Here is a 26,556-nt window from a genome sequence, read left to right as displayed (position 1 = left end):
GCATGATTCGATACCTTGACGCTGCGATGAGCGCGGATGTACGGAGCGGAAGGAACGCGGTGATGCCCGAGGAGCGCGATTCCGATCCCGTAGAAGACCGTCCAGAACCGGACGATCGTGACCGCGACGTGTGGACCGGCCGCGCCGGTGTCCGCCCGCACGGTGCCGTACCCCGTGATCCGTACGACGAGGAGGGCGACTGGGCCGACCGCGGACGCCCCGAGCCGTCCGGCCGCTGGTGGACACCGATCGCGGTCGGCAGCATCTCGCTCGTGCTCCTCACCCTTCTGGGGTTCGGGGTCGTGCTGATCGCGCAGAACCTCGGCGACGACACGGAGACACCGCAGGACACTCCTACGGCCGCTCAGCTTCCGACTGCGACGGGTCCTGGTGTCGCCACACCCGAGCCGGCGGTCACCGCGACGACGACTGAGCCCGCCGACCAGGAGGTCAACGTTCCGGCATTGCGTGGCATGCCGCTGGCGGACGCGCAGGCGGCACTGACCCGTAGCAATCTGGGATGGCGGGTGATCCGGCGGGAGAGCGACGCTGAGCCGGACACGGTGATCGACTGTGATCCCGCGGAAGGCCAACAGGTGCCCTCGGACACCCGGGTGACTCTGATCGTTGCCGCTGGGAGGGCGGGCACGCCGACATCGTCGACGCCCGTGACTACCACGCCCTCGATCGGCGTTTCCGACTAGCGGTTGGTGGTACGGACCGCCCGCGTGGGGAGAACCCCGGGACGCGTGGCGGGCTGGCGAGCGTTGCGTACTCGCGGGTCGGGTGCCTTTCCGACCGGGCGCAGGCCGTTGACCTGGACGAAGATGGATCGGCGTTCGACCGCGTCACCGGCCGAGTTCAGTTCGTAGCCGTCCAGCCAGACCCAGCCCTCATACGTCGGCCAGTCGTGGACCCGGATGACCCGGAACAGCATCGGTGATGCGAATTGGACGCTCGCCGCCTTCGTCACGTGGATGACATCACCGGACCGAGGTAAAACCACGTCATCTCCTGCCCTGAGACTCGTGTGGAGGATTTGGTGACAAGTGCATCAGTTTGCCGTCTGAGTGCACTTTGCAAGCCTTCGACTGATAGGACCATCGAAGGTGGTTGCGGAACGTCACTATCGCCGAACAACCCCACCCGTGTCAGGGCGAAAGTCCAAATCGGACTTCCCGAGGCTCGGCGCCCCGTGTTGGACGTCGTCTTGGTGCGTTTTGCCTGTCTTGCCCACGTCCCTCAAGAACATTAAGTGACGCTGGCCATACGGAAAGATTGCACCACCAGTCCCGTCGATGCAAGTTGCATGTCACGCTTCCGTGATTCTCCGTGATCATCCACTGTGCTTGAAGGATCATGGGCGGGTCGGGAGACTGGGCAGGTGAATCGACGCCGCAGTCCCACCCTTCGTCGACGCCGCCTCGGTGTGGAACTGCGCAGACATCGTGAGGCGGCCGGCGTGACCATCGACGTGGTGGCTGAGCGGCTTGGCTGCTCGACGTCCAAGATATCCCGCATTGAGACCGGGCATACCAACGCCAGCGCGACTGACGTAAGCGACATGTTGTTGTTTTACGGCGCTAATCCGGACATTGTGGAAAGTCTCGTCGGAATTGCTCGAGACGGTCGCCAGCGTGGCTGGTGGCACCCCTACTCAACCGTCCTGAACAGCACTTATGTCGACTTCGAGGCCGGTGCTAGATCAATTCGGACATATGAACAGCAGGTCATTCCGGGCCTGTTGCAGAGTGAGGAGTACGCGGCGGCTCTCATTGGATCCGCCCGATGGGATGACACCGATCAGAGAATCGCGCAACGGGTCCGCGTCCGCATGCAACGCCAGTCGTTGTTGATTCAGGACGATCCAATCGATCTCTGGGTGGTGCTCGATGAAGCGGTGGTGAGTCGGCCGGTCGGTGGCGACACGGTCATGCGCGAGCAGTTGCGACATCTGCTCGACTCGGCCCGCCTGCCGAACGTGACTCTCCAGATCCTGCCGTTCGCCGTCGGTGCACATGCCGCGATGGACGGTGCGTTCGCGATCCTCGACTTCCCCACGGACGGAGACCCCGCCCTGGTGTTCGCCGAGAACGCGGCCGGTGGGGTCTTCCTGGAGAAGGACGACGAACTCCGCAAGTACCGGGAGGTGTTCGACACCATCCGGGACGCAGCCCTGGATCCGGAGGCGTCCAGCGACATGATCGAGATGCTGGTAGAGGAGCCATTGTGGAAATCGAGGCGAAGGGCCTCCGAGTCGATCTGAACCACGCACAGTGGTTCAAGAGCACGCGAAGCGGCCCCAACTGCGACAACTGTGTTGAGGTCGCGTTCGTCGGCGAGGCGATCGCGGTGCGGGACTCGAAGAACCCGACCGGACCGGCACTGATCTTCACGTCGGCCGAGTGGGACGCGTTCGTGGGTGGTGCCAAGGACGGCGAGTTCGACCTCTGAGAAACATCGGCACGGCCGGCACGGCGATCTGATCCGCCGGGGCCGGCCGTTGCTATTTGCCCGATTCTGCCGTCGCCTGTGTACGACCCGCCTCGTTGAAATGTCCAAGCGCGGACCGGACCGCGCTGTGGGCCGGGACACATCACCGGCTGTGTCACACCGCTGTCTCACAACGATCGAGACAGCGGTACGCCACAGCCCGAACGAGGCAAGGCAGACAGATGACGATTGGTTCCGAGAACCTCAGCAACGGTTCGTCGACGGCGCAGGACCGGTTCAGTGGCGGAGTGAGCGCGTACCGGCAGGGCCGGCGTGAGGCCCTGTCCACCGACAGCGACAGTGACCTCGTGCCGCGTAGCAGCTCAGGGCTGCCGACCCGGTCGCCAGGGCGGTCGCACAGCAGCATCGAGCCGACCAGCCCGCTGGATCGGGCCGCCAAGCTTCCCTCACTCGACCTGCAGGGTCTCAGTGACCCGGTCTTCTCGGCCACCGGCTGGACCGACTCCTCGAGCCAGTCCATGGCGGACCACCCGCTGTTGCGTGGTCTGCTGCTGGAGCTGCCGGCCCGCGGCACACTGCCGCCGTCGGAGTGGTTGGACCGCTGGTTCGAGGCGGCGCGCTCCATTCTGGAGCTGCTTTACGTTCAAGAGGCCAAGAAGCACTAGAACGCACGGCTGCCGCACTCCGCTTTCTTGGGCGCGCCGAGAAAGTAGTGTGCGGCAGCCGTGAAGATCGAGCTCAGCGGACGACGCCGGCCGGGATCTTCTCGCGGTCCCGGTCGAGCGGCGCCAGCACCAGCGGTGCGAGGCGGCTGTGCCGCAGGCCGGCCCGGATGCCGATCAGGGCGACCGCGAGGACGGTCGTGATCACCGCGATGCCTGCCACGGCGGTGGCCTGGCCACCCGGCAGGGCCACCGCGCCGGCCGCGATCGGCAGGCCGGCGAGCGCGGCCAGACCGGTCACTTGCAGCGGCGCCGCCAGCAACGGATGGGCGGCGGCTGCTCGCAGCGCCGGGGGAACCGGCGTGAGCGGCGCGGTCGCGAAAGCTCCGGAGCCCCGCCGGACCCAGCCGAGGCGACGGATGGTCGCGGTCAGCACCACGAAGGCCGGCACCGCCGGGAGCAGGGCGGCCGTGGGAGCTGCCGAGAGGCCCGGCACCATCCCCGAGATGATCGGCACCGCGGCAAACACCGCGACACCCGCGACGACGAGCGCGGAGAGGAGTCCGGCCCGGCGGCGGAGCTGACGGGCGGAACCGACGGCCGACATGCCGTCGGCCAGCATTCCGGCGGCGAGCCAGACTGCGGCGAGAATGCCGATCAGGATGACGTCCACAGCGGTGTTCACATCGACAGCGTTCACCGTTAACGCAACTTGCGAAACCGGGATATGCCCCGACGCTGAACCCTTACGGGTGTGAAGTTACGTTCAGTGCCTTCGCTGTCGCTGCATGTTGTGGAACCGGCGGACTATGTGGACAAAGTCCACAATCCGAGAGTGACGTGCACCTCACTGTCGGGATAAAGATCTTTTATGTCAGACGGCGAACTCGTGCACCGGCTCGGTCGCCGGGGCAGGCGGGGCCGCTTTCCACAGGCCGAGCTTCTGCGCGCCGAGGCGGCTCAGGTAGGCCGGGTTCAGCAGGATGTACCGCTTCCACAGCCGCTTCGGCTCGAGGCCGAGACGCCACAGCCACTCCAGTGCATACTTCTGCATCCACGCGGGCGGGTTCTTCAGCAGGCCGGCGTGGTAGTCGAACGCGGCACCGACGGCCAGCAGCGGCATGTCCAGCAGCGGCCGCATCGCGTAGGTGAAGATCTCCTGCCGCGGGCAGCCCAGCCCGACCAGCACGATCCGAGCCCCGGACGCCTTGATCCGCTCGGCGATCGCCTCCGGCTCGCCCGGCTGTGACTTACGGAACTTCGAGGCCTCCACGCCGGCGATCTTCAGCGCCGGGAACATTCCCTGCAGGGCCGGAACGAGTCTCTCGAGGGTCGGCTCCGTCGAGCCGTACAGATAAATCGGCAGACCCTCGGCGGCGGCCTGCTCGACCACCTTCAGGGTCAGCGTCGGTCCATACACCCGGTCAGCGAGTCCAGCGCCGTGCAGCGTATTGAGCGCCCACCGAACGGGCTGGCCATCGGGGGTGACGAGGTCGAAGGAGTTGAGCCGGGCGTTGTGAGCCGGATCCTCGACACCGGTCATGACCCCGTGCACGGCCAGAGCCGTCACAGCGAACCCACGGTGCTCCCGAGCAGCCTCGATGATCCGAGCCGTAGCAGTCGCATAGTCAGTCGCATCCACAAGCACACCGAGCACGTTGCGCTTGCCCTGCCCGACACCCGCACCAGTCGCCGTCACGACCGAACCCCACCCCTGAAGACCGAATAAGGCGGCGAGCATAGCGCTCCACACACCTTCACCTGAAAGTGAACGCCAACCCCACATCAACCATCAGCCAGGAAAGGCCGGTCGACAATCCCCGAACAGTGTCAGTACGCGCTGGGCGTACACCCGCAGGGTTTGTATGCAGCCCAACCGCCAACAGCGCCGAACCGCAAAACCGCGCCCACCCCAGGACCACCCAGGCCCACCGCAACCGGACCACTCACCGCGCCCACCGCGGCCCACCGCAACCGGACCATTCACCGCGCCCACCGCGGCCCACCGCAACCGGACCACTCACCGCGCCCACCGCGGCCCACCGCAACCGGACCACTCACCGCGCCCACCGTGATGCGGGGTTCCCGGGGGCTCGGCCCACGGGGTAGAAAAGACGAGAGCGACCCGAGTCCGCGCTTTCCGCGGACAGGGTCGCCCAATTCGATCTCGTGGGGATGGGGGGAGTTGAACCCCCACGTCCTTTCGGACACACGGACCTGAACCGTGCGCGTCTGCCATTCCGCCACATCCCCATGTGACTTGCCGCCAAGATCATACATCTGATCTTTTTGGCTTGAAGCGGACCGTCGGGCCTGCTTCTTGTTACTGGCTGCGACAGACTACGCTGTCGCACGTCACCTAGCGAGTTGATATCGCCCCGGCAACGGAGGAAACATTAGCACGGCGTTGCGGGGCGCCATACGAGGGTCAGAAGTGCCGGCTGCTCTTGGGCTACAGATGCGCAAGCGGTCGCCGGATACCATCATGTCCTCGGAACCCGAGGAGGAGCCGGTGAGCGTGCTGCAGCGCTTTGAGAAGCGATTGGAAGGCCTGGTCGAAGGGGCCTTCGCCAAGGTCTTCAAGGGTGTCGTGCACCCTGTGGAGATCCTGAATGCCATGCAGCGGGAGGCCGAGGCGCACAAGGCCATCCTGGCCGGTGGTCGCACTCTCGTGCCCAACCGCTATGTGATCGATCTGTCGCCCTACGACCACAGTCGGCTCGCGCCGTACGCGGCCGCTCTGGCGCAGGAGCTGGCGCAGTCCCAGGCCGAGTTCATCGGTGAGCAGGCCTGGACCGTCTACGGCGACGTGATCGTCGAGATCGAGCGTGGAGACGGCCTGGACACGGGCATGTTCCGTGTCACGGCGGAGGTCTACACCGGCGGCGAGGTCGCCCCGGTGCAGCAGCCCGCCTACGACGCCGGCCCGCAGTATTCGCCGTACGACCAGCAGGGTGGCTACCAGCAGCACCACGGTGGTCACGGCGGTCCACGCAGCGTCGGGCTGGTCTCCGGTGACGGGCGGACCTACCCGCTGCAGATGGGCTCGACCGTGATCGGCCGTGGTGACCAGGCGAACCTGCGCCTGCCCGACGTCGGTATCTCGCGTCGGCACGCCCGGCTCGACTACGACGGCAATCAGGTCGTGCTGACCGACCTGGGCTCGACGAACGGCACCATGGTCAACGGCCAGCGGGTGTCCGCCGTCGCGCTCAACCCGGGCGACATGATTCAGCTCGGCACGACCACGCTCACCTTCCGAGTGGACGGCTAGCCACCTTGCCCGAATTCGTCCTCACCGTCGCCCGCTTCGGATTTCTCATCCTTCTGTGGATCTTCGTGTTCACGGTGGTCGGGGTGATCCGGCGGGATCTCTTCGCAGGTGGCCGGACCAAGAGCATCGTCGCCAGCCCTCGGGGGGTGGGTGGCGCGGTGCTCCAGGGCCGGCCGGCGAAGGCGAAACGCGGTAAGGCAGCGCGGCAACTGGTCGTGACTGCCGGCAACCTGGCCGGCACGAGAATCACTCTCGGTGAAGCAATGATCACGATCGGTCGGGCCGAGGATTCGACGCTCGTCATCACGGATGACTTCGCGTCGGCCCGCCACGCCCGCCTGGTGCCCCGCGAGGGCCAGTGGTTCGTCGAGGACCTCGGCTCGACCAACGGCACCTACCTTGATCGCGGTAAGGTCTCCGGACCCACTCCAGTCCCCCTTGGCGTTCCGATCCGGATCGGGCGCACTTCTCTCGAGTTACGGCCATGACCCTGACCCTGCGCTATGCCGCTCAGAGCGACCGCGGTCTGATCCGAGACCTGAACCAGGACTCCGTCTACGCCGGTCCGCGACTTCTCGCTGTCGCGGACGGCATGGGCGGCATGGCCGCTGGTGACGTCGCGTCCAACATCGTCATCGCTGCGATGGCCCCTCTCGACGACGACGTCCCCGGGGACGCCATGGTCGACGCCCTGCGGCATGCCGTCGGGACCGCCAATCAGCAGCTCCGCGACACCGTCGACGCCAACCCTCAGCTGGAGGGGATGGGGACCACACTCACCGCGGTCCTCTTCTCCGGCAGCAAGTTCGGGATGGTGCACATCGGCGACTCCCGGGCCTACCTCCTGCGCAAGGGTGAGTTCGCGCAGATCACCAAGGACGACACGTACGTCCAGATGCTGGTCGACGAGGGCCGTGTCAGCCCGGAGGAGGCGAGCAGTCATCCACAGCGCTCGCTGCTCACCCGCGCGCTGGACGGGCGGGACATCGACCCCGAGTACTCGGTCCGCCAGGTCTTCAAGGGCGACCGCTACCTGATCTGCAGCGACGGGCTCTCCGGCGTGGTCAGCGGCGAGACGATCGCGCAGACCATGCGCGAGCTGACCGACCCGAAAGCGTGCGTCGAGCGGCTGGTGCAGCTGGCACTGCGCGGTGGCGGGCCGGACAACATCACGGTCATCATCGCCGACGCCATCGACAAGGACATCGTCGAGCAGGCCCCGATCGTGGGAGGCGCCGCGTCACTCGACCGGGGCAACACCACGGTCGCGGACAGCTCCACCTCGGCGGCGCGGGCCGCGGCTCTCAAGCCGCCACGTCCGGCGGCCCAGCCGGAGCCGGCGAACGGTTACGACCGCGACGCGGAGCCGGCCGGGCACCCGGTGCGGACTGTGCTGCTGGTCCTGGTGCTGCTCGCAGTGCTCGGCGGCGGTCTGTGGGCCGGCTGGCAGTACACCCAGGACCAGTACTACGTCGGCGCCACCGAGCAGGGGCAGCTGGCCATCTTCCGGGGAGTGCCCGGACAGGTCGCCGGTGTCGAGCTTTCGACGGTGAGCGAGACCAGCGCGGTTCGGCTGGACGACCTGACCACTGCCGCGCAGGACCGCGTCAAGCAAGGCATCCACGTCGCCGATCAGGCTGCCGCCCGGACCACGCTGACCGACCTGACGGCGGACGACCCGTCGAACGCGAACCTCAAGCCGGTCTGCACGCCTGCCGGCACGACGCCGTCGACCTCGGCGACACCGACTCGCCCGACCGGTGCGAGTGCGCCGGCCGCCTCCGCTCCGGCCGCCTCCGAAAACGCTCCGGCGACGACCGACCCGGTCGGGTGCCGGACCGTCGACTGAGCACGGCCTACACGTCTGGGGAAATTCTTGACCGCGTCCGCCGTACCGGCTCCCACGCCCACCTCCACGGGCGAGATGTCGCGTATCCGGGGATTGAAGACCCGCCGCAACGCCGAGCTCGGGCTGCTGGTGTTCGCCATGCTGCTCGTCGCGGCGTTCGGTGCGACGGTGGAGGCCAACCAGTTCGATGAGATCCGGCCGGGCTTCTGGTTGCCGGCCGCACTGATCGGAACGCTGTTCCTCGGCCTGCACATGGTGGTTCGGTTCACCGCGCCGTACGCCGACCCGGTGCTGCTGCCCGCGGTGGCCCTGATCAACGGTATCGGGGTGGCGTTCCTGCGCCGGCTCGACATCGCCCGGGCCATCGCGCAGGAGACGCCCGAGCCGGGGCTCTTCGCCGACACCAGTGGCCGTCAGCTGGCCTGGACATTGCTGTCGCTGGTGCTGGCCTCGGTGCTGCTGCTCGTGCTGCGCGATCACAAGATCATTTCGCGGTACGCCTACACGCTCGGCCTGGTCGGCATCGTGCTGATGATGATCCCGGCCGTGCTCCCGGAGGACTACTCCGAGGTCAACGGCGCGAAGATCTGGATCAAGTTCGGTGCGTTCTCGATCCAGCCCGGTGAGTTCGCCAAGCTCGCACTGGTCTCGTTCTTCGCGTACTACCTGGTCCGCAAGCGCGAGGTGCTGTCGCTGGCCAGCCACCGGTTCCTGGGCATCGACTTCCCGCGCGGCCGTGACCTCGGCCCGGTTCTGACGGTCTGGCTGTTCAGCCTCCTGGTCCTGGTCTTCGAGAAGGACCTCGGCACCGCGCTGCTCTACTTCGGTCTCTTCGTCGTGACGCTCTACGTCGCGACCGAGCGGTCCAGCTGGCTGATCATCGGCCTGCTCCTGTTCTTCGGCGGCGTCTACGTCGCCTACCTGCTGGGCGCCGCGATCGGCGGCCCCTTCGCGAACTTCTACGACCGCGCCGAGCTCTGGCTCGACCCGTTCTCCCAGGAGAACTACACACGGGAGAGCGGCAACAGCTACCAGCTCGTGCAGGGTCTGCTCGGTCTGGGCACGGGCGGGCTGTTCGGCACCGGCCCGGGCGCCGGATCACCGGGCAAGGTGCCGGAGGTCCGGACCGACTTCATCTTCGCCGGCCTCGGTGAGGAGATCGGTCTCTTCGGTCTCTCCGCGATCCTGATCATCTACCTGCTGATCGTGGAGCGCGGCCTGCACGCGGCCCTGGCGGTCCGGGACTCGTTCGGCAAGCTCGTCGCCGGTGGTCTCGCGTTCACTCTGGGCCTGCAGCTCTTCGTCATCCTCGGTGGCATCACCGGCCTGATCCCGCTGACGGGTCAGACCACCCCGTTCCTCTCGGCCGGTGGTTCGTCCCTGATGGCGAACTGGTTGTTGATCGCCATGCTGCTACGGATCTCGGACGCCGCACGGCGTCCCGCGAACACTCCCGCTGAACGGGCCGGCGGGCCCAAGAAGGCACCCACCCAGTTGCACGGCGCCATGACGGAGGTGATCAAGCCGTGAACGCCCCTCTCCGACGTGCCGGCGTCGTCGTCCTCGTCCTGTTCGCCCTGGTCTTCGGCAAGTTGAACTGGGTCCAGGCCTACAAAGCCGACGACTACCGCACCGACCCGCGTAACAACCGGGTCCAGGTCGCCGAGTACGAACGCCCCCGCGGCGCGATCGAGGCCGGCGGTCAGACGCTGGCCTCGAACACCGAGACCGAGGGCGAGCTGAAGTACCAGCGGATCTACCCGAAGAAGGAGATCTACGCGCCGGTCATCGGCTACAAGCCGGTCAACCTCGGTGCGACCGGTGTCGAGAACTTCGAGAACGACATCCTCTCCGGCTCCAGCGACAAGCTCTTCGCGGACCGGGTCAGCGACATGTTCACCGGTGACAAGACCGGTGGCGGCAACATCGTGCTGTCGTTGATCCCGGCTGCCCAGGAGAAGGCCTGGAAGGAGATGGTCAACAACGAGCGTGGGGTCAAGCGGGGCGCGGCGGTCGCGATCGACCCGACCACCGGGGCGGTCCAGGCGATGGTCTCGATGCCGAGCTACGACCCGAATCCGCTGGCCAGCCACGACGACAAGATCGCGGTGGCGGAGTACCGGAAGCTCGACTCGGAGAAGGGCCAGCCGCTGCTGAACCGGGCTGTTGCGAGCACCCTGCCGCCCGGCTCGGTCTTCAAGGTGATCATCTCGGCGGCGGCGCTGGAGTCCGGTGCCTACAAACTCGACACCGAGGTCCCGGCGGGCGCCGTCTACCAGGAGGGCGGTGCCACGATCCGCAACTCCGCGGACGAGGTCTGCCCCGGCGGCGAGATCACTCTCAAGGAAGCCCTCACCACGAGCTGTAACACCGCGTACTCGAGGATGGGCGTGAAGCTCGGCCGCGATGTGGTGATTGACACAGCGAAGAAGTTCGGCTTCGAGGACGAGTCGCTCCGTGTAGGAGACCTGGAGGACCTGAACACGGGCCTCAGCGTGGCGGCCAGCCGGACCGGCGCGATCGCCAACCAGGACGGCAGCGTCGACAAGGCGGCACTCGCCCAGTCGTCGCTCGGCCAGCGTGACGTGCGGATGACCCCGCTGCAGGGCGCGCTGATCGCCGCCACGGTGGCCAACGACGGCAAGCAGATGCGGCCCTACCTGGTGCAACAGCAACTGGACTCGGATCGGCGGTCGATCTACACCGCCAAGCCGAAGGTCCTGCGCGAGCCGGTCACCTCGGACGTCGCCGGCGGCCTCCGGGAGATGATGATCAGTGTCGTTCAGAACGGCACCGGTAAGAATGCCAAGATCAGTGGCTTCAGCGTCGGAGGCAAGACCGGCACCGCGCAGAACGCCGAGGGAGCCGACGACCACGGATGGTTCATCGGGTTCGCGTACGACAAGGACGGTAAGGCGGTGTCCGCGGTGTGCGTCATGCTGGAGAACGTGCCCGGTGGTCATGCGAGTGCCGAGGCAGCCCGCATCGCCGGGGAAATCATGAAGGCCGCCGGCCGGGGAGGGGACTGACATGATCCGCCCAGGGGTCATGCTCGGTGGGCGATACCGCTTGGAGGAGCGGATCGCCGGTGGCGGCATGGGTGATGTCTGGCGAGGCATCGACGACGTGCTCGGCCGTACGGTCGCCGTCAAGATCCTGCTGCCCGCTCTGCTCGACGAACCCGGCTTCGCCGAACGGTTCCGGGGCGAGGCGCGCACGATGGCGACCATCAACCACCCCGGCGTCGTGGACGTCTACGACTACGGCAGTGACCAGGAGATCGCCTTCCTGGTCATGGAGTACGTGGAGGGTGACGCGCTCTCCCGCACGCTGAGCCGGGTCGGCCGCCTGACTCCGGCGCGCACCATGGCGCTGGTCGCTCAGGCCGCCGACGCGTTGCAGGCGGCGCACGGCAACGGCATCGTCCACCGCGACGTCAAACCGGGCAATCTTCTGGTACGCCCGAACGGCACCCTGGTCCTGACGGACTTCGGTATCGCCCGTTCCGCCCTGGTCGGGCAGCTGACCGTGGCCGGCGCGGTGCTCGGCACGGCGTCCTACATCTCTCCGGAGCAGGCCGCTGGTGACGTCGCGACCGCCGCGTCCGATGTGTACGCCCTCGGCGTCGTCGCGTACCAGTGCCTCTCCGGCCATCGCCCGTTCGACGGGGCCACCCCGATCGAGATCGCGATGAAGCACGTCCGGGAGACTCCCCGCGCGCTGCCCGCCGACATCCCGCCCGCGGTCCGCGCGATCGTGGAACGGGCCATGGCCAAGGACCCGGCCGCTCGCTGGCCGAGCGCGTCGGCGATGGCCGCGGTGGCCCGGCAGGCGGCGTCCTCGCTGACCACCGCCCAGCAGCCGGTCGCCCAGCAGGCTCCCCCGCCGGTGCACAACTCGCGGCCGACGAGCGCACCGCCGAACCGTCCGCAGTCGGGTGGTCCCACCTCGGGCGCTGCCCGGGCGGCGGTCCCGCAGCGGCCCGTGTCGGGCGCCCGGGGCGCGGCGTCGGTCCCGTCGCCGCCGCAGATGGCGCAGCCGATGTCGCCGCCGGCACCTCCGCCCTACCGTCCGCAGTCGGGTCCGCCGGTCAACGCGTACCACGCTCCCGCTCCGGCTCCGAAGCAGGAGAGCTCGTTCGGCCGTCAGGTCCTGGTTGTTCTGGCCGTGGTGCTGGCGCTGCTGGTGCTGCTCTGCGCCGGTGTCATCTCTTTCCTGTTACGACAAAACAACGAGAACAACGCCTCAGGCAGCACGCTGGGTCATCACAGCAGCTCTGAGGCTATCCTCCGCTCGGGCGTGGTCGTCGACCCTGTGTCGGTGGCGTCGTACCGTCTTATGAAGGCCGATGCCCAGCTCGGCCGGTTCCGACCGAACGAAGGACGACAGACGTTATGACGGCCCAGGCCCGCCTGCTCGGTGGCAGGTATCAGGTCGGCGAGCTGCTCGGCTACGGCGGCATGGCCGAGGTGCACCGCGGCCGTGACCTTCGCCTCGGCCGCGACGTGGCCATCAAGATGCTCCGGACGGATCTGGCCCGTGACGCCACCTTCCAGGAGCGGTTCCGTCGTGAGGCCCAGAACTCCGCCGCCCTGAACCACCCCGCGATCGTCGCCGTCTACGACACGGGCGAGGAGATCTCCGCGACCGGGGAGAAACTTCCGTTCATCGTGATGGAGTTCGTCAACGGGCGGACCCTCAAGGAGGTCCTCGCCCAGGAGCAGCGGCTGCAGCCACGCCGCGCCCTGGAGATCACCGCCGACATCTGCGCGGCTCTGGAGTTCAGCCACCGGCACGGGATCATCCACCGGGACATCAAGCCCGGCAACGTGATGATCACGCAGAACGGCCAGGTCAAGGTGATGGACTTCGGCATCGCGCGGGCCCTGGCCAGCGGTGCCACCACGATGACGCAGACCAGCGCGGTCATCGGCACGGCGCAATATCTGTCACCCGAGCAGGCACGTGGCGAGTCGGTCGACGCCCGCTCCGATGTGTACGCGGCCGGCTGTGTCCTCTTCGAGCTGGTCATCGGCCACCCGCCGTTCGTCGGCGACAGCCCGGTGAGCGTGGCTTACCAGCACGTCCGCGAAGAGCCGAGGGTCCCGAGCTCGATCAACCGGGAGGTTCCGCCGGACGTCGACGCGATCGTCCTGAAGGCGCTCTCCAAGAACCCGCTCAACCGTTACCAGAGCTCCCAGGAGATGCGCGCCGACGCGCTGCGTGCCGTCTCCGGCCGTCCGGTGATGGCCACCCCGGTGATGAACCAGGCCGAGACCGTCGCGATGCAGGGCGGCCCCCGCCAGTGGCAGCCGCAGGGCGCCACCACGATGCAGCGGCCGATCCCGGCGACGATGGCTCCTCCGCAGAAACCGGAGAGCCGGTCCTCGTGGGTGATGGCCGTGGTCGCGGGTCTCGCGGTGCTCGTCGTGGTGGTCCTCGGCGTCGCGCTGGCGATGTCCGGCGAAGACAAGAAGACTCCGACGACCAACGAGCCGGCGAAGACCGCGATGATCCGGATCGAGGGGTTGAAACCCGACGCGGCGGAGAAGCAGCTCACCGCAGCCGGCTTCACCAACGTCACGGCCGGAAAGCCCGAGACGAAGAAGGGCTGTGACGGCACGATCGTCACGCAGAACCCGCTCGAGGGCACCACGGTGCAGCTCACCGACAAGGTCACCTACACGGTCTGCACCGCGCCGGATCCGGTCACGGTGCCGAAGGACCTGATCGGTAACTCCGCCAGTTCGGCTGAGGCCCGGTTGCGGGAGCTGGGACTGATCCCCGAGACCCGGTCGGTCGACGACGCGGCCAAGAAGGACGAGGTCCTCGAGGTCGAGAAGGCGGGCCAGGAGGTCGACCCCGGCACCAAGATCACCCTGACCGTTTCGAACGGTGAGCTGGTGAAGGTGCCCGACGTCGAGAACGAGACGTTCGAGACGGCTCAGGTACTGCTCGAGCGCGAGGGCCTGATCGCCGAGCCCGTCTTCGTGCTGGTCGACGGCGAGCCCGGCACGGTCATCAAGCAGCTCACCAAGGCCGGCAAAGAGGTCAAGAAGAACACCAAGATCCAGCTCCAGGTCATCCAGGAGGCCAACCCGAACCCGGATCCGAGCGGCTCCACCGGCACCGGTGAGGGTGGCGGCGAGGGCGAGTAACCCGCCGCGCGCAGAGACGGCGAAGGCCGGTGACCCTCTCGGGTCACCGGCCTTTCTCGTGGATCAGCGGATCACGCGGTGGCGAACGCGGCCCGGCGGCGGGTCTCCACCTCGGCGGCCAGCTCCGGCGCCTTCTCCAGTGCGGAGGGCAGGCCACAGGAGGCCAGCCAGTTGGCCAGCATGGTGTGACCGCCCTCGGTCAGCACCGACTCGGGGTGGAACTGCACACCCTCGATCGGCAGCTCACGGTGACGCATCGCCATGACCACGCCGGACTCGGTCGTCCCGGTCACCTCGATCTCGGCGGGCAGCGTCTCCGGCAGAACGGCGAGGGAGTGGTAGCGGGTGGCGGTGAACGGGTCGGGCAGCCCGGCGAGCACACCGACGCCCTTGTGGTGCACCTCGGAGGTCTTGCCGTGCAGCAGTTCGGGGGCGCGGGTGACAGTGGCCCCGAACGCCGCCCCGATCGCCTGATGACCGAGGCAGACGCCGAACATCGGGATCTTCCCGGCGTACTCCCGGATCACGTCCATCATGATCCCGGCGCGGGTCGGCTCGCCCGGACCGGGCGAGAGCAGGATGCCGGCCGCACCGAATGAGCCGACGTCAGCGACCGAGATCTCGTCGTTGCGGCGCACCTCGCACTCGGCGCCGAGCTGGCCGAGGTACTGAACGAGGTTGAAGACGAACGAGTCGTAATTGTCGATCACCAGAATGCGCACGTCATCACCTGCTGGGGCTCGGCTTGGGCTGGTTGGAGGTGGTGCTGTAGGGCGGTTCTTCCGCGGCGCCCTCGTCACCGGGGATGGCGCCACCGGCGTCCTGCCCGGTGCCGGCCTCGACCTGCACGTCATCGAACGGCAGCAGCGGCGTCGCCCACGGGAAGATCACGTACCAGAGCAGGGTGCCGACCGCTGAGACGAGCACCAGCGAGAAGGTCAGCTTGCTCCAGACGCCGCCGGGGAACTTGCGCCAGATCCACGCGTACATCGCCGTCAGGTCGCCTTCATCTCGGGCGGCATGCCGGCGTCGGTGACGGTCTGGTCCCGGGGCACCGTCTTGACCAGCTCGGCGTGGATGATCAGCCGCTCGTAGTTGTTGAACTTCGGGTTGCAGGTGGTCAGGGTTAGCAGCGCCTTCGTCGGCTTGGCCTTGGGCTTGCCGGGGACAGCGGCGACCACCTCGACCTGGTTCGGTTTCACGACCTCCTGCTGGTAGACGTGGTAGACGTACCAGCTGTCGCGGGTCTCGACACCGATGACGTCGCCGTCCTTCAGCTCGTCGAGCCGCCAGAAGATCTTCCGCACCCGGTGACCGGCGACCGAGAAGTTGCCGACCTGCCCGGGCTTCGCGGTCTCCGGGTAATGGCCAGGCGCGTACCGGATGTCGTCGGGCTGCACGCCGTCGACGACCACCCACTTCTTGTCGAGTTTCGGGATGTAGAGCCGTCCCACGAGCCCGGCGCCGGGCGCTTTCGGCCCCTTGACCGCGGCGCTCGCGGTCGGAGCCACCGTCGGATCGGCCCAGGCCTGGTCGAGTTCCTCGGCGAGGTGGTCCTGCTCGTCGTCCACCGCCGCCGAGTTGCCGAAGACCTGATAACCGGCGAAGAGCAGCACCACCAGACCGAAAGTGATCATCAGCTCACCGGACGTGCGAATGCCGGTCCGGATTCGCGAGCCGATGGTGGGCCGGGTCAGCTCGGAGTAGACGCTCTTGTAGCCCTCGTCGGTCTGTTCCGGGCGGAGCTTGACCACGCGTTCGCCCCGCTTCGCCTTGACGGGTTCGGACGCGTCGGACTCCGCGTCCGCACCGGGACGGGCTCCTGCGGGAGCCGGGGACACCGAGGCAGCGCCGAGAGCGGCACCCGGGCCGGCGGCCTGCCGTGCGGCCTGCGCCGCGTCGCCGGGCGCGCCCCCGGCGGGCTTGGCCGGCGGAAGCGTGGGCAGGATGCCGGTGGGGGCGTCGACAGTCCGGATGATCGTCGTGACACTCGGATCGCGGGTCGGTCCGGCCGTCCACGCGGGTGCGGGCCCGGCTGCCGGCTCCGCCGGAGCGGGTAGCCAGTCGGCCGGGGCCGCCGGGGGTGTGGCGGTGCTGTGGCGTTCCGGCGGGGGCCAGACGTTGTCCGATCGCGCCCATCCCGGCCGAGTCCGGCCCTGCTGATCGTTCGCCGGCGCCCAGGCGGTCGTCGAACCGTCATAGGCCTCCGCGGATCCCCCTGGCATCTGCGGAGCCGGAGCCAGGGGCGAAGCCGGAGTCGCGGCCGGAGCCAGGGGCGAAGCCGGAGTCGCGGCCGGAGCCATGGGTGGAGCCGGAGTCGCGGCCGGAGCTATGGGTGGAGCCGGAGTCGCGGCCGGAGCCATGGGTGGAGCCGGAGTCGCGGCCGGAGCTATGGGTGGAGCCGGAGTCGCGGCCGGAGTCATGGGCGGAGCCGGAGCTGCGGCCGGAGTCATGGGTGGAGCCGGAGCTGCGGCCGGAGTCATGGGCGAGGCCGGAGTCGCGACCGCAGGCGGGGGCGAGGCCGGGGACGGCGTCGAAGCCGCCATGGAAGGCTGACTCGGAGCGGGAGGCGCGGTCGCAGCGGGGAGCGCGGTCGGAGCGGAAGGGACGGTCCGAGCGGGAGGCGCGGTCGGCGCTTGAGCTGCGATCGGTGCATGGGCTGCGCCCGGTGCCTGAGCTGCGACGGGCGCCATGGAGGTGTCGATGCGGGCGGTCACCGCCGGGTCCCACACCGGTTCGGCGTGGGCCGCCGGTCGAGGAGCCGGGCGAGGCGACGGGGCGGGTGCTTGCGCGCCGCTCAGAGGCTCGCTGGGCGATCGGGGCGGCTGGCCGGTGGTCATGGCGGGGAGCGGCGCGGTAGAGCCGTTCAGGCCGTTCTCGGGGGCCGTTGCGCTGAAGAAGGCGAAGCCCGGGTCCGCCGGTGCGGCGGGAGGCTCCACCGACCGTCGCCGGGCGGCCGCAGCCGCGGCGCCGATCTCGTCGAGCCCGGTGCCGGGCGCGGGGGCCGCGGACGGCTGAGGCACGGCCGACCGGGGCGGCCGGGGGTCGACGTTGCCGCCGAGGCCGACCGGGGGCGCGAGCGGGCCGCCGGGTACGCCGTCGGGGGAGGCATCGGTGATACGCGGGATGTATGCGGTCTGGGCGTCGCCGTCCGGCGCGCGGTGACGACCCGACCCGGACGGCTTCGCGGGGTGCTCGGGGGGAGGAGCCATCACCGGGCAGCCTGTGCCGATCGGAGATCGGTCGATCCGTCGTACGCCTGCACTGTCACGTCCTTCTCCACCTTTTCCTGGTAACCGAGCCCGAAGTCGGCGACGGCCTCCCGGAACTGCCTGACTCCCTCTGCCGAGTCCAACGCGTGACTTAGCGCTGTGGGTTCGCCAATCGCGGTGATCTTGAAGGGTGGTGAGAAGACCTGGCCGTGAAGGAGCAGGGTGTTGCCGACACAGCGTACCGCGCTCGTGGATATCACACGGAGATCCATAATCGTCATGGCCTCGGCTCCGCCGGCCCAGAGCGCGTTGACGACGGCCTGGACATCGCCCTGGTGAACGACCAGATCGTCGTTGTCCGGAGCGTTGTCGCCGAAGTCCGATCCGCGGCGCGGTGAGTCGTTGAGCGTCACGGTGATGCCGGGACCTCGCAGGGCCGAGAAGCCGGCCGTCTGCCGCAGCGCGTTCGCCTGATCCAGTGCCGGCGGATCCAGCTCTGCCAGACGGCCGGTCTGCTGATCGACCTCGGCCAGCAGGCGGGCGGCCTTCTTCTCGCTGGCCGCCAGCCGTTCCCGTTTCTCGGTGATCAGCTGGGTCAGCCGCGGCCGCCGGTCGTCGCGCAGCGCCGTGCCGTCGGCGGTGGTCGCCGACGTGGTGAAGAGCAGGCCGGCGGCCAGGGCGATCAGCGGAACGCCGGCCGACCAGGCTGATCTGCGGCGGTCGCGCAACGGCCGCAGGCCCCGCGCGACGCGCCGGAGCACCAGCTGCCAGGAGGCCCCACCGGCGCCGTTCGGTACGTCGCCAACCCCACGAAAAGCCACCCAGCCCCCTCAAGAACAGACGCTCGGGGTATTTTCTCGCCCCGGCGGGTGCCTGTCTGCGTACCGCCTTGACTACGCTAGCGGTCGAACAGTATTCGCCACGGGCAGCATTCGGGAGTTCCGGAGCCGCTCAGCGGTGGGTTGTTCACCACTTGTTGCCCTCAGGAGACGCCGTGCCCAAGTCAGTGGTTCGCAAGAAGAAGGTCTACACCCCGCCGTCGGACATCAGCCCGGCCGTCAAGGGTGCGTCCAACAAGCCGAGTCCGGTGTGGGTGCCCGTCACCGCGGTGACCCTGATCGTGGTCGGCATCGCCTGGTTGGTCGTCTACTACCTGTCCTCGCAGCAGTGGCCGGTGGCCAGCTGGGAGTACTGGAACCTGGCAGTCGGCTTCGGCTGCATGGTGGCTTCCCTGGGCCTGCTCTCGCGCTGGCGCTGAATCTCACAGTCCGCAATCACGCGGATGGTGGAAAACTCCACAAGAAAGCGCACCCCCGCCGGGCGTGGGGTGCGCTTTCGGCGTGGGGACTCGCTTCCTTGACCAGCGGCCCGCATGCGTCTATTACTCGTGGGTAACATGGCCTGGCGCACCGCCGACCGAGGAGGCACCAGATGGGCTACGCGCAGATAGTCGCCACCGTCTTAGCGGGGGCAATCACGGTGGCAGCCGTCTACCTTGCGGTCCGCGCCGTCCTGACCATCACCGCGGTGATCCGGCAGGGTCAGCCCGACCCCGCCCGGTTCGCCGAGCCGAAGGTCCGGACCAAGACCATGCTGGTGGAGACCGTCGGTCACACCAGGATGTTCAAGTGGAGCGCGATCGGCGCGGCCCACTGGTTCGTGATGGTCTCGTTCGTGATCCTCTCGTCGCTGGTGCTCGAGGCGTATTTCGAGGTCGTCGACCCGAACCTGGGCCTGCCGATCATCGGGCACTGGGTCGTGTTCGGCCTGGTCACCGAGTGGATCGGTATCCTCGGCACGATCGGCATCCTCTACCTGGTGCTCGTACGCCAGCGGCAGAAGCCGGGCGCGGTGAAGCGGAGCCGGTTCCTCGGCTCGACCATGTGGCAGGCGTACTTCGTCGAGGCCGTCATCGTCGGCGTGCTCGTCTTCGGCTTCCTGATCCGGGGTTTCAAGGTCGCCACCGAGCACTTCGAGTACCCGCTGTGGGCCACCCCGCTGAGCCACGCGATCGGTTCGGTGCTCCCGGCCTGGGAGGACGGCGCCACCTGGGCCGCTCTCGTGAAGATCATCATCTCGATGACCTGGCTGATCACCATCTCGCTGAACCCTACGATGGGTGTGGCCTGGCACCGGTTCCTGGCGTTCTTCAACATCTACTTCAAGCGCAGCCCGGAGAAGCCGGCCGGCTCCGGTCTCGGCGCGCTCAAGCCGATGATGAGCGAGGGCAAGCCGCTCGACTTCGAGGAGGCCGACCCGGAGAAGGACCTCTTCGGCGTCAACCAGGTCGAGCAGTTCACCTGGAAGGGCCTGCTCGACTTCTCCACCTGCACCGAGTGCGGCCGCTGCCAGTCGCAGTGCCCGGCCTGGAACACCGCCAAGCCGCTGTCACCCAAACTCCTCGTGTTGTCGTTGCGCGATCACGCGTACGCCAAAGCCCCTTATCTCCTCGCCGGAGGCGGCAAGGATCTGATGGGCGAGGAGAAGGCCACCGAGGCCCAGCTCGCGCACATGGACGTCCTCGCCCTGGCCGAGGCCGAGCGCCCGCTGATCGGCGGCGTCGACGAGAACGGGATCATCGACCCGGACGTGCTCTGGTCCTGCACCACCTGCGGCGCCTGCGTCGAGCAGTGCCCGGTTGACATCGAGCACATCGACCACATCGTCGACATGCGCCGGTACCAGGTGCTGATCGAGTCGAGCTTCCCCTCCGAGGCCGGCGTCATGCTGCGCAACCTGGAGAACAAGGGCAACCCGTGGGGCGCCCCGCAGAACACCCGCGAGGACTGGACCAAGGGCCTGGACTTCGAGGTGCCGCGGGTCGGCGAGGTCGAGGAGTTCGAGTACCTGTTCTGGGTCGGCTGTGCCGGCGCGTTCGAGGACCGGGCCAAGAAGACCACCCGCGCCGTGGCCACGCTGCTCAACGAGGCCGGCGTCAGCTACGCCATCCTCGGTGAGGGCGAGACCTGCACCGGCGACCCGGCCCGGCGGATCGGTAACGAGTTCATCTTCCAGATGCTCGCCCAGCAGAACGTCGAGACGCTGACCGAGGCGTTCGAGGGTCAGAAGTCCAAGAAGATCGTCGCGACCTGCCCGCACTGCTTCAACACCCTCGGCAACGAGTACGAGCAGCTCGGCCTCAAGGTCGAGGTCGTGCACCACACCCAGCTGCTGGCCCACCTGGTCGCCACCGGCAAGCTCACCCCGGTGCAGCCGGTCGACGGCGGCGTCACGTATCACGACCCCTGCTACCTGGGCCGCCACAACCGCGTGTTCGACGCCCCGCGTGAGCTGCTCGGCACCGCGATCGGCGGTGACGTGGTCGAGATGCCACGCAACCAGGAACGCTCCTTCTGCTGCGGCGCCGGTGGCGCCCGGATGTGGATGGAGGAGCGGATCGGCAAGCGGATCAACGTCGAGCGCACCGAGGAGGCGCTGGCCACCGGCGCGAAGACGATCGCCGTGGGCTGCCCGTTCTGCTACACGATGATCGGTGACGGCGTCACCGGTAAAGGCAAGCAGGAGGAGGTGGAGGTCATCGACGTGGCCACCGTCCTGCTCCGCTCGCTGAAGCAGGAAGCCTGAGACGAAGCGGATCGAGGGCCGGTCGTGCAGCGCGCGACCGGCCCTCGGCCGTCTCCGTCATCGGCGCGGTTGGTGGTGAGATGCCCCGGTCCGGCACAATGAGGTCCGAGGTGAAGCGATCATGGACGGCCTGATCCTGACCGCGGTGCTCCCGTTGGTGGCATTTGCGCTGCTCACGGCGGGCAACGCGTTCTTCGTGGCGGCCGAGTTCGGGTTGGTCACCGTCGATCGGGTGGAGATCGAATCCCGGGCCGTCGCGGGTGATCGCCGGGCGCGCAGAGTCCGCACCGCTCTGCGGGAGCTGTCCTTCCAGCTCTCCGGGGCGCAACTGGGCATCACACTCACCGCGCTGCTCACCGGCTACCTGGCCGAACCCGCCCTGTCGGAGATCTTCGCGCCGCTGGTGGAGCCGATCGCCGGCTCGTCCACCGATACGGCCACACACGTGATCGCCCTGGTCGTGGCGACCCTGATCTCGATGCTCTTCGGTGAACTGGTCCCGAAGAATGCCGCTCTGGCTCGCCCGATGGGCATAGCGCTGCGCACGGCAGCCCCCCTGCGCGGTTTCTCGATCGTCCTCAAATGGCTCATCGCGGCGCTCAACGGCACGGCGAACTGGCTGGTCCGCCGTTTGGGCATCGAACCGCAGGAGGAGTTGGCAAGCGCACGCTCCCCGGAGGAACTGGGCCTGCTGGCGGCGATCAGCGCCTCGGCCGGAGCACTTCCCACCGAGACGGCCACCCTGCTGCGCCGGACCATCCGGTTCGGGGAGAAACGCGCCGCGAAGGCGATGACACCCCGTGTCGACGTGGTCGGGCTGAAGACCACCGCGACCGTCGCGGACCTCATCACGGTGGCGCGGGAGACCGGACACACCCGCTTTCCGGTGTACGAGAACACGCTCGACGTGGTCACCGGTGTGGTCGGCGTGAACGATGCTCTCGGAGTGCCGCCCGAACGGCGGGCCGCGACCCGCGTCTCCGCCGTCGCCCGGGAACCTGTCTACGTGCCGGAGAGCCTCAACCTCGACAAGGTGCTGGAGGCGCTCCGAGCGGCCGGAGCCGACCTGGCCATCGTGGTCGACGAGTACGGCGGCACCGACGGCGTGGTGACGATCGAGGACCTGGTCGAGGAACTGGTCGGGGAGATCGCCGACGAGCACGACACCGACCTTGACGAGACCGGTAGCCAGGAGCTCACTGCGCCAGGTGGTGAGAAGACGTTCGTGGTCGACGGCCTCCTGCGGGAGGACGAGATGCACGAGCAGACCGGATTCCGGCTGCCCGAGGGGCCGTACGAGACGCTCGCCGGGTTCCTGCTCGCCCGCCTCGGCCACATCCCGGTCGCCGGGGAGTCGCTGGAGGAACTCGGGTGGGAGTTCACCGTGATGGAGGTCGACCGGCACCGGATCGAGCAGGTGCGCGTGGTCGCGCCCCCGGAGCCGGCCGATGACTGAGCTGCTGTTCGTCGCGGTCCTGCTGGTCGGCAACGGCCTCTTCGTGGGCGGCGAGTTCGCCCTCATCGCGTCCCGGCGTACCGTCCTCGAACCGCTGGCCGAGACCTCGCAGGCGGCCCGCTGGGCACTGTCCGCGATGAGCCAGATCCCGCTGATGATCGCCGGGGCGCAGCTCGGGATCACGATCTGCACGCTGGTGCTGGGCGCGATCGCCGAGCCGACCGTGGCGCACCTGCTGGAGGGGCCGCTCCACGCGATCAGCCTGCCGGACAACGCGGTGCACCCGATCGCGTTCGTGGTCGCCCTGATGATCGTGACCTTCCTGCACACGGTCATCGGCGAGATGGTTCCGAAGAACATCACGCTGGCCGGCCCCGAGCGGTCCGCGCTCATCCTCGGCCCGTTCATGCTGGCCTTCTGCAATGCCACGAAGCCGCTGCTCAACGCGATGCGATGGGCTTCGCGGAACATCCTGAAGCTCTGGAAGATCGAGACCACCGACGCGGTGAAGACGGTTTTCACCGCTGAGGAACTGGCCGGCATGGTCACCCAGGCGCGTAGTGAGGGCCTGCTCGGCTCGGAACAGTACGCCCGCATCCACGCCGCCCTCGGCCTCAGCAGCCGGACCGCGGCCGACACGCTCCTGCCCTGGTCGCGGGTCACCACGGTCGCCGCCGACGTGTCGCCGGCGACGCTGGAGGCGGTGGCCACCCGCAGCGGTCGGTCGCGGTTCCCGGTGGTGCAGCGTGACACCCGGCGGGTGCTGGGATTCGTGCACGTCAAAGACATCCTCGGGTACGCCGGGGCGCAGCGCCGCCTACCGGTGCCGGCCGAGGTGATCCGTCCGCTGGCAGTGGTTCCGCCGGATCGGAGCCTGGCCGACCTGCTCCTCACCATGCGGCGCGACCGGTTGCACATCGTGCTGGTCAGCGACGGACGGCGGCCGCTCGGCGTGATCACTCTGGACGACGTGCTGCACGCGGTGATCGGCGAACCGGCCGGCGCGGGGCATCCGGTGTCACGGATGCGGTGATTTCCGTTACCCCGGTTCGGCTTCGGTGGTTCGGGCTAACGCTTTCGGGTGGTTCTCCGGCGTGCCGGTGCGCCGGTTCGGTACGCAGGTGACAATCCGGACAATAGTCCCATGCATCACTCACGGCGGCGCGCTGTCCCGATCGGCGCCCTGTCGGCGGCCCTCGTCCTGGCCGGGGTGTCACTCCTTATCCAGCACACCCCGTCCGTCGCGGGACCGCCCATAGCCACTGTTCGTAGTCCACTCGCCACAGCGGCCGCACGGACTTCGGTTCCGGCCGTGCCCGCACGCAGTTCACCAGTGCCGATGCCGTCACCCGGCAAGGTCCGTGCCGATCCGATGCCGGGCTTCCTCAGCAACGTCAGCGCCTTCTCCGCACCCATCACGCCCGGGCGCATCCGCATCGCCGGCCGGCCGTTCGAGGTGCGTTACGACTTCGACGGCGGGGTGGGCCGTCCCATCGCCGATGTCGAGGGCGGGCACGAACTGCGTCCGCTCGGACAGAACGGGGGCGCGCTTCGTCTCGTACCGCAGGGATCCGGTCTTGCCCTCGCCTATCCGGACCGATGCACCCTGCCCCGGGAGAGGGACTGCCCTCGCGCGATCCTCGAAGGCCTGCGCGACGACAGCCTCAATCCCGGCCGCCGGTCGCTGAGTTACGGCGCCTCGATCCGGATGACCCACGCCGACCTCGCCGACGGCGCGAATGTGCTGCAGAAGGGCTATTCGGTCGGAGGGGTCAGCCAGTACAAGCTCCAGGTCGACCATCGGCAGGGGCATCCCAGCTGCGTGATCGCGGGGCAGCGGGATCACATCTATCGGGCCGAGCCGTGGATCGACGTGGCTGACGGCCTCTGGCACGATCTCGAATGCCGTCGTACGCCCACTCGCCTGATCATGCTGGTCGACGGCATGCCGCGGGCCTGGGTGCCGGTTCCGCCGCAGCTCGCGATCGCCAACGCCGAGCCGCTGCGCGTCGGCGGCAAGGGCCCCGCCCCCGGCAACGACCAATTCGCCGGCTCGATCGACGACGTCTTCATCGCCATCGGAGAGTTCGGCCGCTGATCACACAGAGTGCCGGAGTCCTCACTGGACTTCGGCACTCTGCGTGATTCACCGTCCGTTTCTGGCGCTAAGCGTAGCCACGTGGTCACCGAGGCGTACGCATTCAAATGGATTGCCGCAATCGTCACGAACATTGACCGTCCGGAGCTGACCGCGCGTGGAATCCCCTGCTAAGTTCGGCTGCAATTTCGTGGATAGACGTTGGGTGATCATTGCTAGCCGATACCGAGACGGGACGTTCCACGTCGGAGCAGAGCTCTGACGCCGTCACTCCTTATCACCGACGCCTGGTCGCACTGGCTCGCAGGCATGTCGTGCTCCTCCTGGTCCTGGCTGTCGCGATCGCGTTACGGGTAGCTTTTACCGTTACTTACCAATACGCGTTCTTTTTTCCGGACAGTCGGTTCTATGTGGATGCGGCCGCCACCGGGATACCCAGCCAGGTCCGTCCGCACGGCTACTCCTTCCTGATCCAGCCGTTCGTGCAGAAGCCCTATATCTGGCTCGCGATCGCCCAGCACGTGATCGGTGTCGTCCTGCTCGTCGTCGGATACGCCTTCGCCGTCCGCCGGGGTATCAAGCCGTGGATCGCCGCGGTCGCCTTCATTCCGCTCGCCGTGGACGCACGCCAGCTCACTCTTGAGCACTATGTGCTCACGGAAACGGCATATGTCGCGCTGACCGCCGGTGGACTCTTCGCGATCGCCTGGCGCGACCGCCTCGGCTGGGCGGCCGCCGCTCTCGGTGGAACCCTGCTCGGCTTCGCCGCCGTCACCCGTACGACGGGTCTGCCGATCATCGCGCTGGCCGGCGTCTACCTGCTGATCCGGCGTGTCGGGATCACGCGGCTGATCGCGTTCTGCCTCCCGATCCTGGCGGTTCTCGGCAGCTACCTGGTCTGGTACGAGCACAGCCACGGCGTCTACGCGTTCGGGCAGTACTCCGGACGATTCCTGTACGCCCGTGTCGCACCGATCGCCGACTGTGACCGGCTCGAACTGACCACGGAAGAGCGATTGCTCTGCATGCCAGAGGTTCCGGACAATTGGGACCAGCGGCCGGACATGTACATCTGGAGCAACGCCAGCCCGGCACGCAAGTACTACCCCGACGTGGAGGACGACAAGATCCTCGGTGGGTTCGCGAACGCGGTGATCAAGCAGCAGCCGGGAGATTATCTGCTCATGGTCGCCGAGCAGACGTCCTGGCACTTCTACCCGCGTCCCCCCATTGTCGGCGGTGCCGCCTGCCTGGCGAACTGGTGGATCCCGCCGGTCGCGCCCGGCAAGGCCGACTGCGAGCCGCGACAGTACACACCGGTCACCGAGCCTCTCCTCGCGCCGCTGCCGTCCGACCCCGGTACGATTCCCGGCGCACGTCAGTTCCACGCCTACGGTGAGATCGTCACCACCCCCGGACCGCTCTACCTGATCGGCTTCCTGGCAGCCGTCTTCGCCGCCGTCTGGCGCCCCCGCCGAGGCTCATGGCGGAACGCCGCCGACGCTCTGCTCTTCGTCGGCGCCGGAATCGGCCTGATGGTCCTCACCGTGGCAACGAGTCTCTTCGACCACCGTTACGCCATTCCCGCGGTGCTGCTCATCCCCCTCGGGCTGGTGCTGGCCATCAGCCGGATCAACGAAGTTGCAAGAACCCCCCGACCCGCCGTCAGCCGGGTCAACGAAGTTGCGGAGACCCCTCGACCCGGCGTCAGCCGGGTCAACGAAGTTGCAGAGACCCCTCGACCCGCCCTCGGCCGGGTCAACGAAGTTGCAAGAACCCCTCGACCCGAAGGCGAAAAATGAGTTCCG

At 68.0% G+C, this 26,556-nt stretch carries 24 protein-coding genes and 1 tRNA gene; 17 read left to right on the top strand and 8 right to left on the bottom strand.

Annotation, left to right across the window (positions count from 1 at the left end):
- Positions 1-62 precede the first annotated feature (62 nt).
- Positions 63-704 (top strand): PASTA domain-containing protein, encoded by a 642-nt coding sequence (locus CLV67_RS38995; RefSeq protein ID WP_170154169.1) that lies wholly within the window; start codon positions 63-65, stop codon positions 702-704.
- Here CLV67_RS38995 and CLV67_RS38990 read toward each other — a convergent pair.
- Positions 701-1,006 carry a hypothetical protein gene (locus CLV67_RS38990; protein ID WP_106327800.1) on the bottom strand — a complete coding sequence of 102 codons (306 nt, stop codon included), beginning with the start codon at positions 1,004-1,006 and terminating at the stop codon, positions 701-703. The two genes, CLV67_RS38995 and CLV67_RS38990, sit on opposite strands and share 4 nt — an antisense overlap.
- A 378-nt stretch (positions 1,007-1,384) precedes the next feature.
- On the opposite strand from CLV67_RS38990, the gene CLV67_RS38985 reads away from it, so the two are divergent.
- The 3 genes from CLV67_RS38985 (at position 1,385) to CLV67_RS38975 (ending at position 3,119) form a co-directional block, all read left to right on the top strand.
- Entirely contained in the window at positions 1,385-2,266 is an 882-nt protein-coding gene (locus CLV67_RS38985) for a helix-turn-helix domain-containing protein (protein ID WP_106327798.1), read from the top strand.
- Positions 2,236-2,454 carry a DUF397 domain-containing protein gene (locus CLV67_RS38980; RefSeq protein ID WP_373873166.1) on the top strand — a complete coding sequence of 73 codons (219 nt, stop codon included), beginning with the start codon at positions 2,236-2,238 and terminating at the stop codon, positions 2,452-2,454. Before CLV67_RS38985 ends, CLV67_RS38980 begins: the two co-directional genes overlap by 31 nt.
- 221 nt (positions 2,455-2,675) lie before the next feature.
- Positions 2,676-3,119: a hypothetical protein gene (locus CLV67_RS38975; RefSeq protein WP_106327794.1), complete on the top strand. Its 444-nt coding sequence runs from the start codon at positions 2,676-2,678 to the stop codon at positions 3,117-3,119.
- A 73-nt stretch (positions 3,120-3,192) separates the two neighbouring features.
- Here CLV67_RS38975 and CLV67_RS38970 read toward each other — a convergent pair whose 3' ends face one another.
- From CLV67_RS38970 to CLV67_RS38960, 3 genes are all read right to left on the bottom strand, one after another.
- Positions 3,193-3,816, bottom strand: a complete 624-nt coding sequence (locus CLV67_RS38970) for a hypothetical protein (RefSeq protein ID WP_106327792.1) — start codon at positions 3,814-3,816, stop codon at positions 3,193-3,195.
- A 174-nt stretch (positions 3,817-3,990) separates the two neighbouring features.
- Positions 3,991-4,815, bottom strand: a complete 825-nt coding sequence (locus CLV67_RS38965) for a WecB/TagA/CpsF family glycosyltransferase (RefSeq protein ID WP_203737243.1) — start codon at positions 4,813-4,815, stop codon at positions 3,991-3,993.
- A 471-nt stretch (positions 4,816-5,286) separates the two neighbouring features.
- A tRNA-Leu gene (locus CLV67_RS38960) sits at positions 5,287-5,369 on the bottom strand.
- A 232-nt stretch (positions 5,370-5,601) separates the two neighbouring features.
- Between CLV67_RS38960 and CLV67_RS38955 the strand changes: the two genes are divergently transcribed.
- From CLV67_RS38955 to pknB, 7 genes are all read left to right on the top strand, one after another.
- Positions 5,602-6,390 carry an FHA domain-containing protein gene (locus CLV67_RS38955; protein ID WP_106327929.1) on the top strand — a complete coding sequence of 263 codons (789 nt, stop codon included), beginning with the start codon at positions 5,602-5,604 and terminating at the stop codon, positions 6,388-6,390.
- Positions 6,391-6,395: 5 nt separating this feature from the next.
- Entirely contained in the window at positions 6,396-6,878 is a 483-nt protein-coding gene (locus tag CLV67_RS38950; protein ID WP_106327788.1) for an FHA domain-containing protein FhaB/FipA, read from the top strand.
- Complete coding sequence (locus tag CLV67_RS38945; RefSeq protein ID WP_106327786.1) at positions 6,875-8,239, top strand: PP2C family protein-serine/threonine phosphatase; 1,365 nt, start codon at positions 6,875-6,877, stop codon at positions 8,237-8,239. Before CLV67_RS38950 ends, CLV67_RS38945 begins: the two co-directional genes overlap by 4 nt.
- 75 nt (positions 8,240-8,314) lie before the next feature.
- The gene (locus CLV67_RS38940; RefSeq protein WP_203737247.1) at positions 8,315-9,769 is read left to right on the top strand and encodes an FtsW/RodA/SpoVE family cell cycle protein; all 1,455 of its coding nucleotides are present in this window, start codon (positions 8,315-8,317) and stop codon (positions 9,767-9,769) included.
- A complete protein-coding gene (locus tag CLV67_RS38935) occupies positions 9,766-11,268 on the top strand; it encodes a penicillin-binding transpeptidase domain-containing protein (RefSeq protein ID WP_106327782.1) in 1,503 nt (500 codons plus the stop codon). The genes CLV67_RS38940 and CLV67_RS38935 overlap by 4 nt, the downstream gene beginning before the upstream one ends.
- A 1-nt stretch (position 11,269) precedes the next feature.
- Positions 11,270-12,637, top strand: coding sequence for a serine/threonine-protein kinase (locus CLV67_RS38930; protein ID WP_106327780.1), 1,368 nt, complete (start codon positions 11,270-11,272; stop codon positions 12,635-12,637).
- Positions 12,634-14,397: a Stk1 family PASTA domain-containing Ser/Thr kinase gene (gene pknB / locus CLV67_RS38925; RefSeq protein WP_106327778.1), complete on the top strand. Its 1,764-nt coding sequence runs from the start codon at positions 12,634-12,636 to the stop codon at positions 14,395-14,397. Before CLV67_RS38930 ends, pknB begins: the two co-directional genes overlap by 4 nt.
- Before the next feature lie 71 nt (positions 14,398-14,468).
- On the opposite strand, the gene CLV67_RS38920 is transcribed toward pknB, so the two are convergent.
- From CLV67_RS38920 to CLV67_RS38905, 4 genes are all read right to left on the bottom strand, one after another.
- Positions 14,469-15,119, bottom strand: coding sequence for an aminodeoxychorismate/anthranilate synthase component II (locus CLV67_RS38920; RefSeq protein WP_106327776.1), 651 nt, complete (start codon positions 15,117-15,119; stop codon positions 14,469-14,471).
- A 4-nt stretch (positions 15,120-15,123) separates the two neighbouring features.
- On the bottom strand, positions 15,124-15,387 hold the full coding sequence (locus tag CLV67_RS38915; protein ID WP_106327774.1) for a hypothetical protein: 264 nt from the start codon (positions 15,385-15,387) through the stop codon (positions 15,124-15,126).
- 5 nt (positions 15,388-15,392) lie between these two features.
- The gene (locus CLV67_RS53840; RefSeq protein ID WP_203737249.1) at positions 15,393-16,622 is read right to left on the bottom strand and encodes a class E sortase; all 1,230 of its coding nucleotides are present in this window, start codon (positions 16,620-16,622) and stop codon (positions 15,393-15,395) included.
- A 986-nt stretch (positions 16,623-17,608) separates the two neighbouring features.
- Complete coding sequence (locus CLV67_RS38905) at positions 17,609-18,430, bottom strand: DUF881 domain-containing protein (RefSeq protein WP_170154168.1); 822 nt, start codon at positions 18,428-18,430, stop codon at positions 17,609-17,611.
- A gap of 173 nt (positions 18,431-18,603) precedes the next feature.
- On the opposite strand from CLV67_RS38905, the gene CLV67_RS38900 reads away from it, so the two are divergent.
- From CLV67_RS38900 to CLV67_RS38875, 6 genes are all read left to right on the top strand, one after another.
- Positions 18,604-18,867, top strand: coding sequence for a cell division protein CrgA (locus tag CLV67_RS38900; RefSeq protein ID WP_106327770.1), 264 nt, complete (start codon positions 18,604-18,606; stop codon positions 18,865-18,867).
- Between the two features lie 173 nt (positions 18,868-19,040).
- Complete coding sequence (locus tag CLV67_RS38895; RefSeq protein ID WP_106327768.1) at positions 19,041-21,194, top strand: (Fe-S)-binding protein; 2,154 nt, start codon at positions 19,041-19,043, stop codon at positions 21,192-21,194.
- Between the two features lie 121 nt (positions 21,195-21,315).
- Positions 21,316-22,650, top strand: coding sequence for a hemolysin family protein (locus CLV67_RS38890; RefSeq protein WP_106327766.1), 1,335 nt, complete (start codon positions 21,316-21,318; stop codon positions 22,648-22,650).
- On the top strand, positions 22,643-23,683 hold the full coding sequence (locus CLV67_RS38885) for a hemolysin family protein (protein WP_106327764.1): 1,041 nt from the start codon (positions 22,643-22,645) through the stop codon (positions 23,681-23,683). The genes CLV67_RS38890 and CLV67_RS38885 overlap by 8 nt, the downstream gene beginning before the upstream one ends.
- 279 nt (positions 23,684-23,962) lie before the next feature.
- Entirely contained in the window at positions 23,963-24,748 is a 786-nt protein-coding gene (locus CLV67_RS38880) for a LamG domain-containing protein (RefSeq protein WP_239166499.1), read from the top strand.
- A gap of 410 nt (positions 24,749-25,158) precedes the next feature.
- A complete protein-coding gene (locus CLV67_RS38875) occupies positions 25,159-26,550 on the top strand; it encodes a hypothetical protein (RefSeq protein WP_239166500.1) in 1,392 nt (463 codons plus the stop codon).
- Positions 26,551-26,556: the final 6 nt, after the last annotated feature.

It is taken from the genome of Actinoplanes italicus (assembly GCF_003001815.1).
Classification (GTDB): domain Bacteria; phylum Actinomycetota; class Actinomycetes; order Mycobacteriales; family Micromonosporaceae; genus Actinoplanes; species Actinoplanes italicus.
The sequence above is the reverse complement of the archived record's forward strand: the minus strand, read 5'-3'. Positions and strand labels throughout refer to the sequence as shown.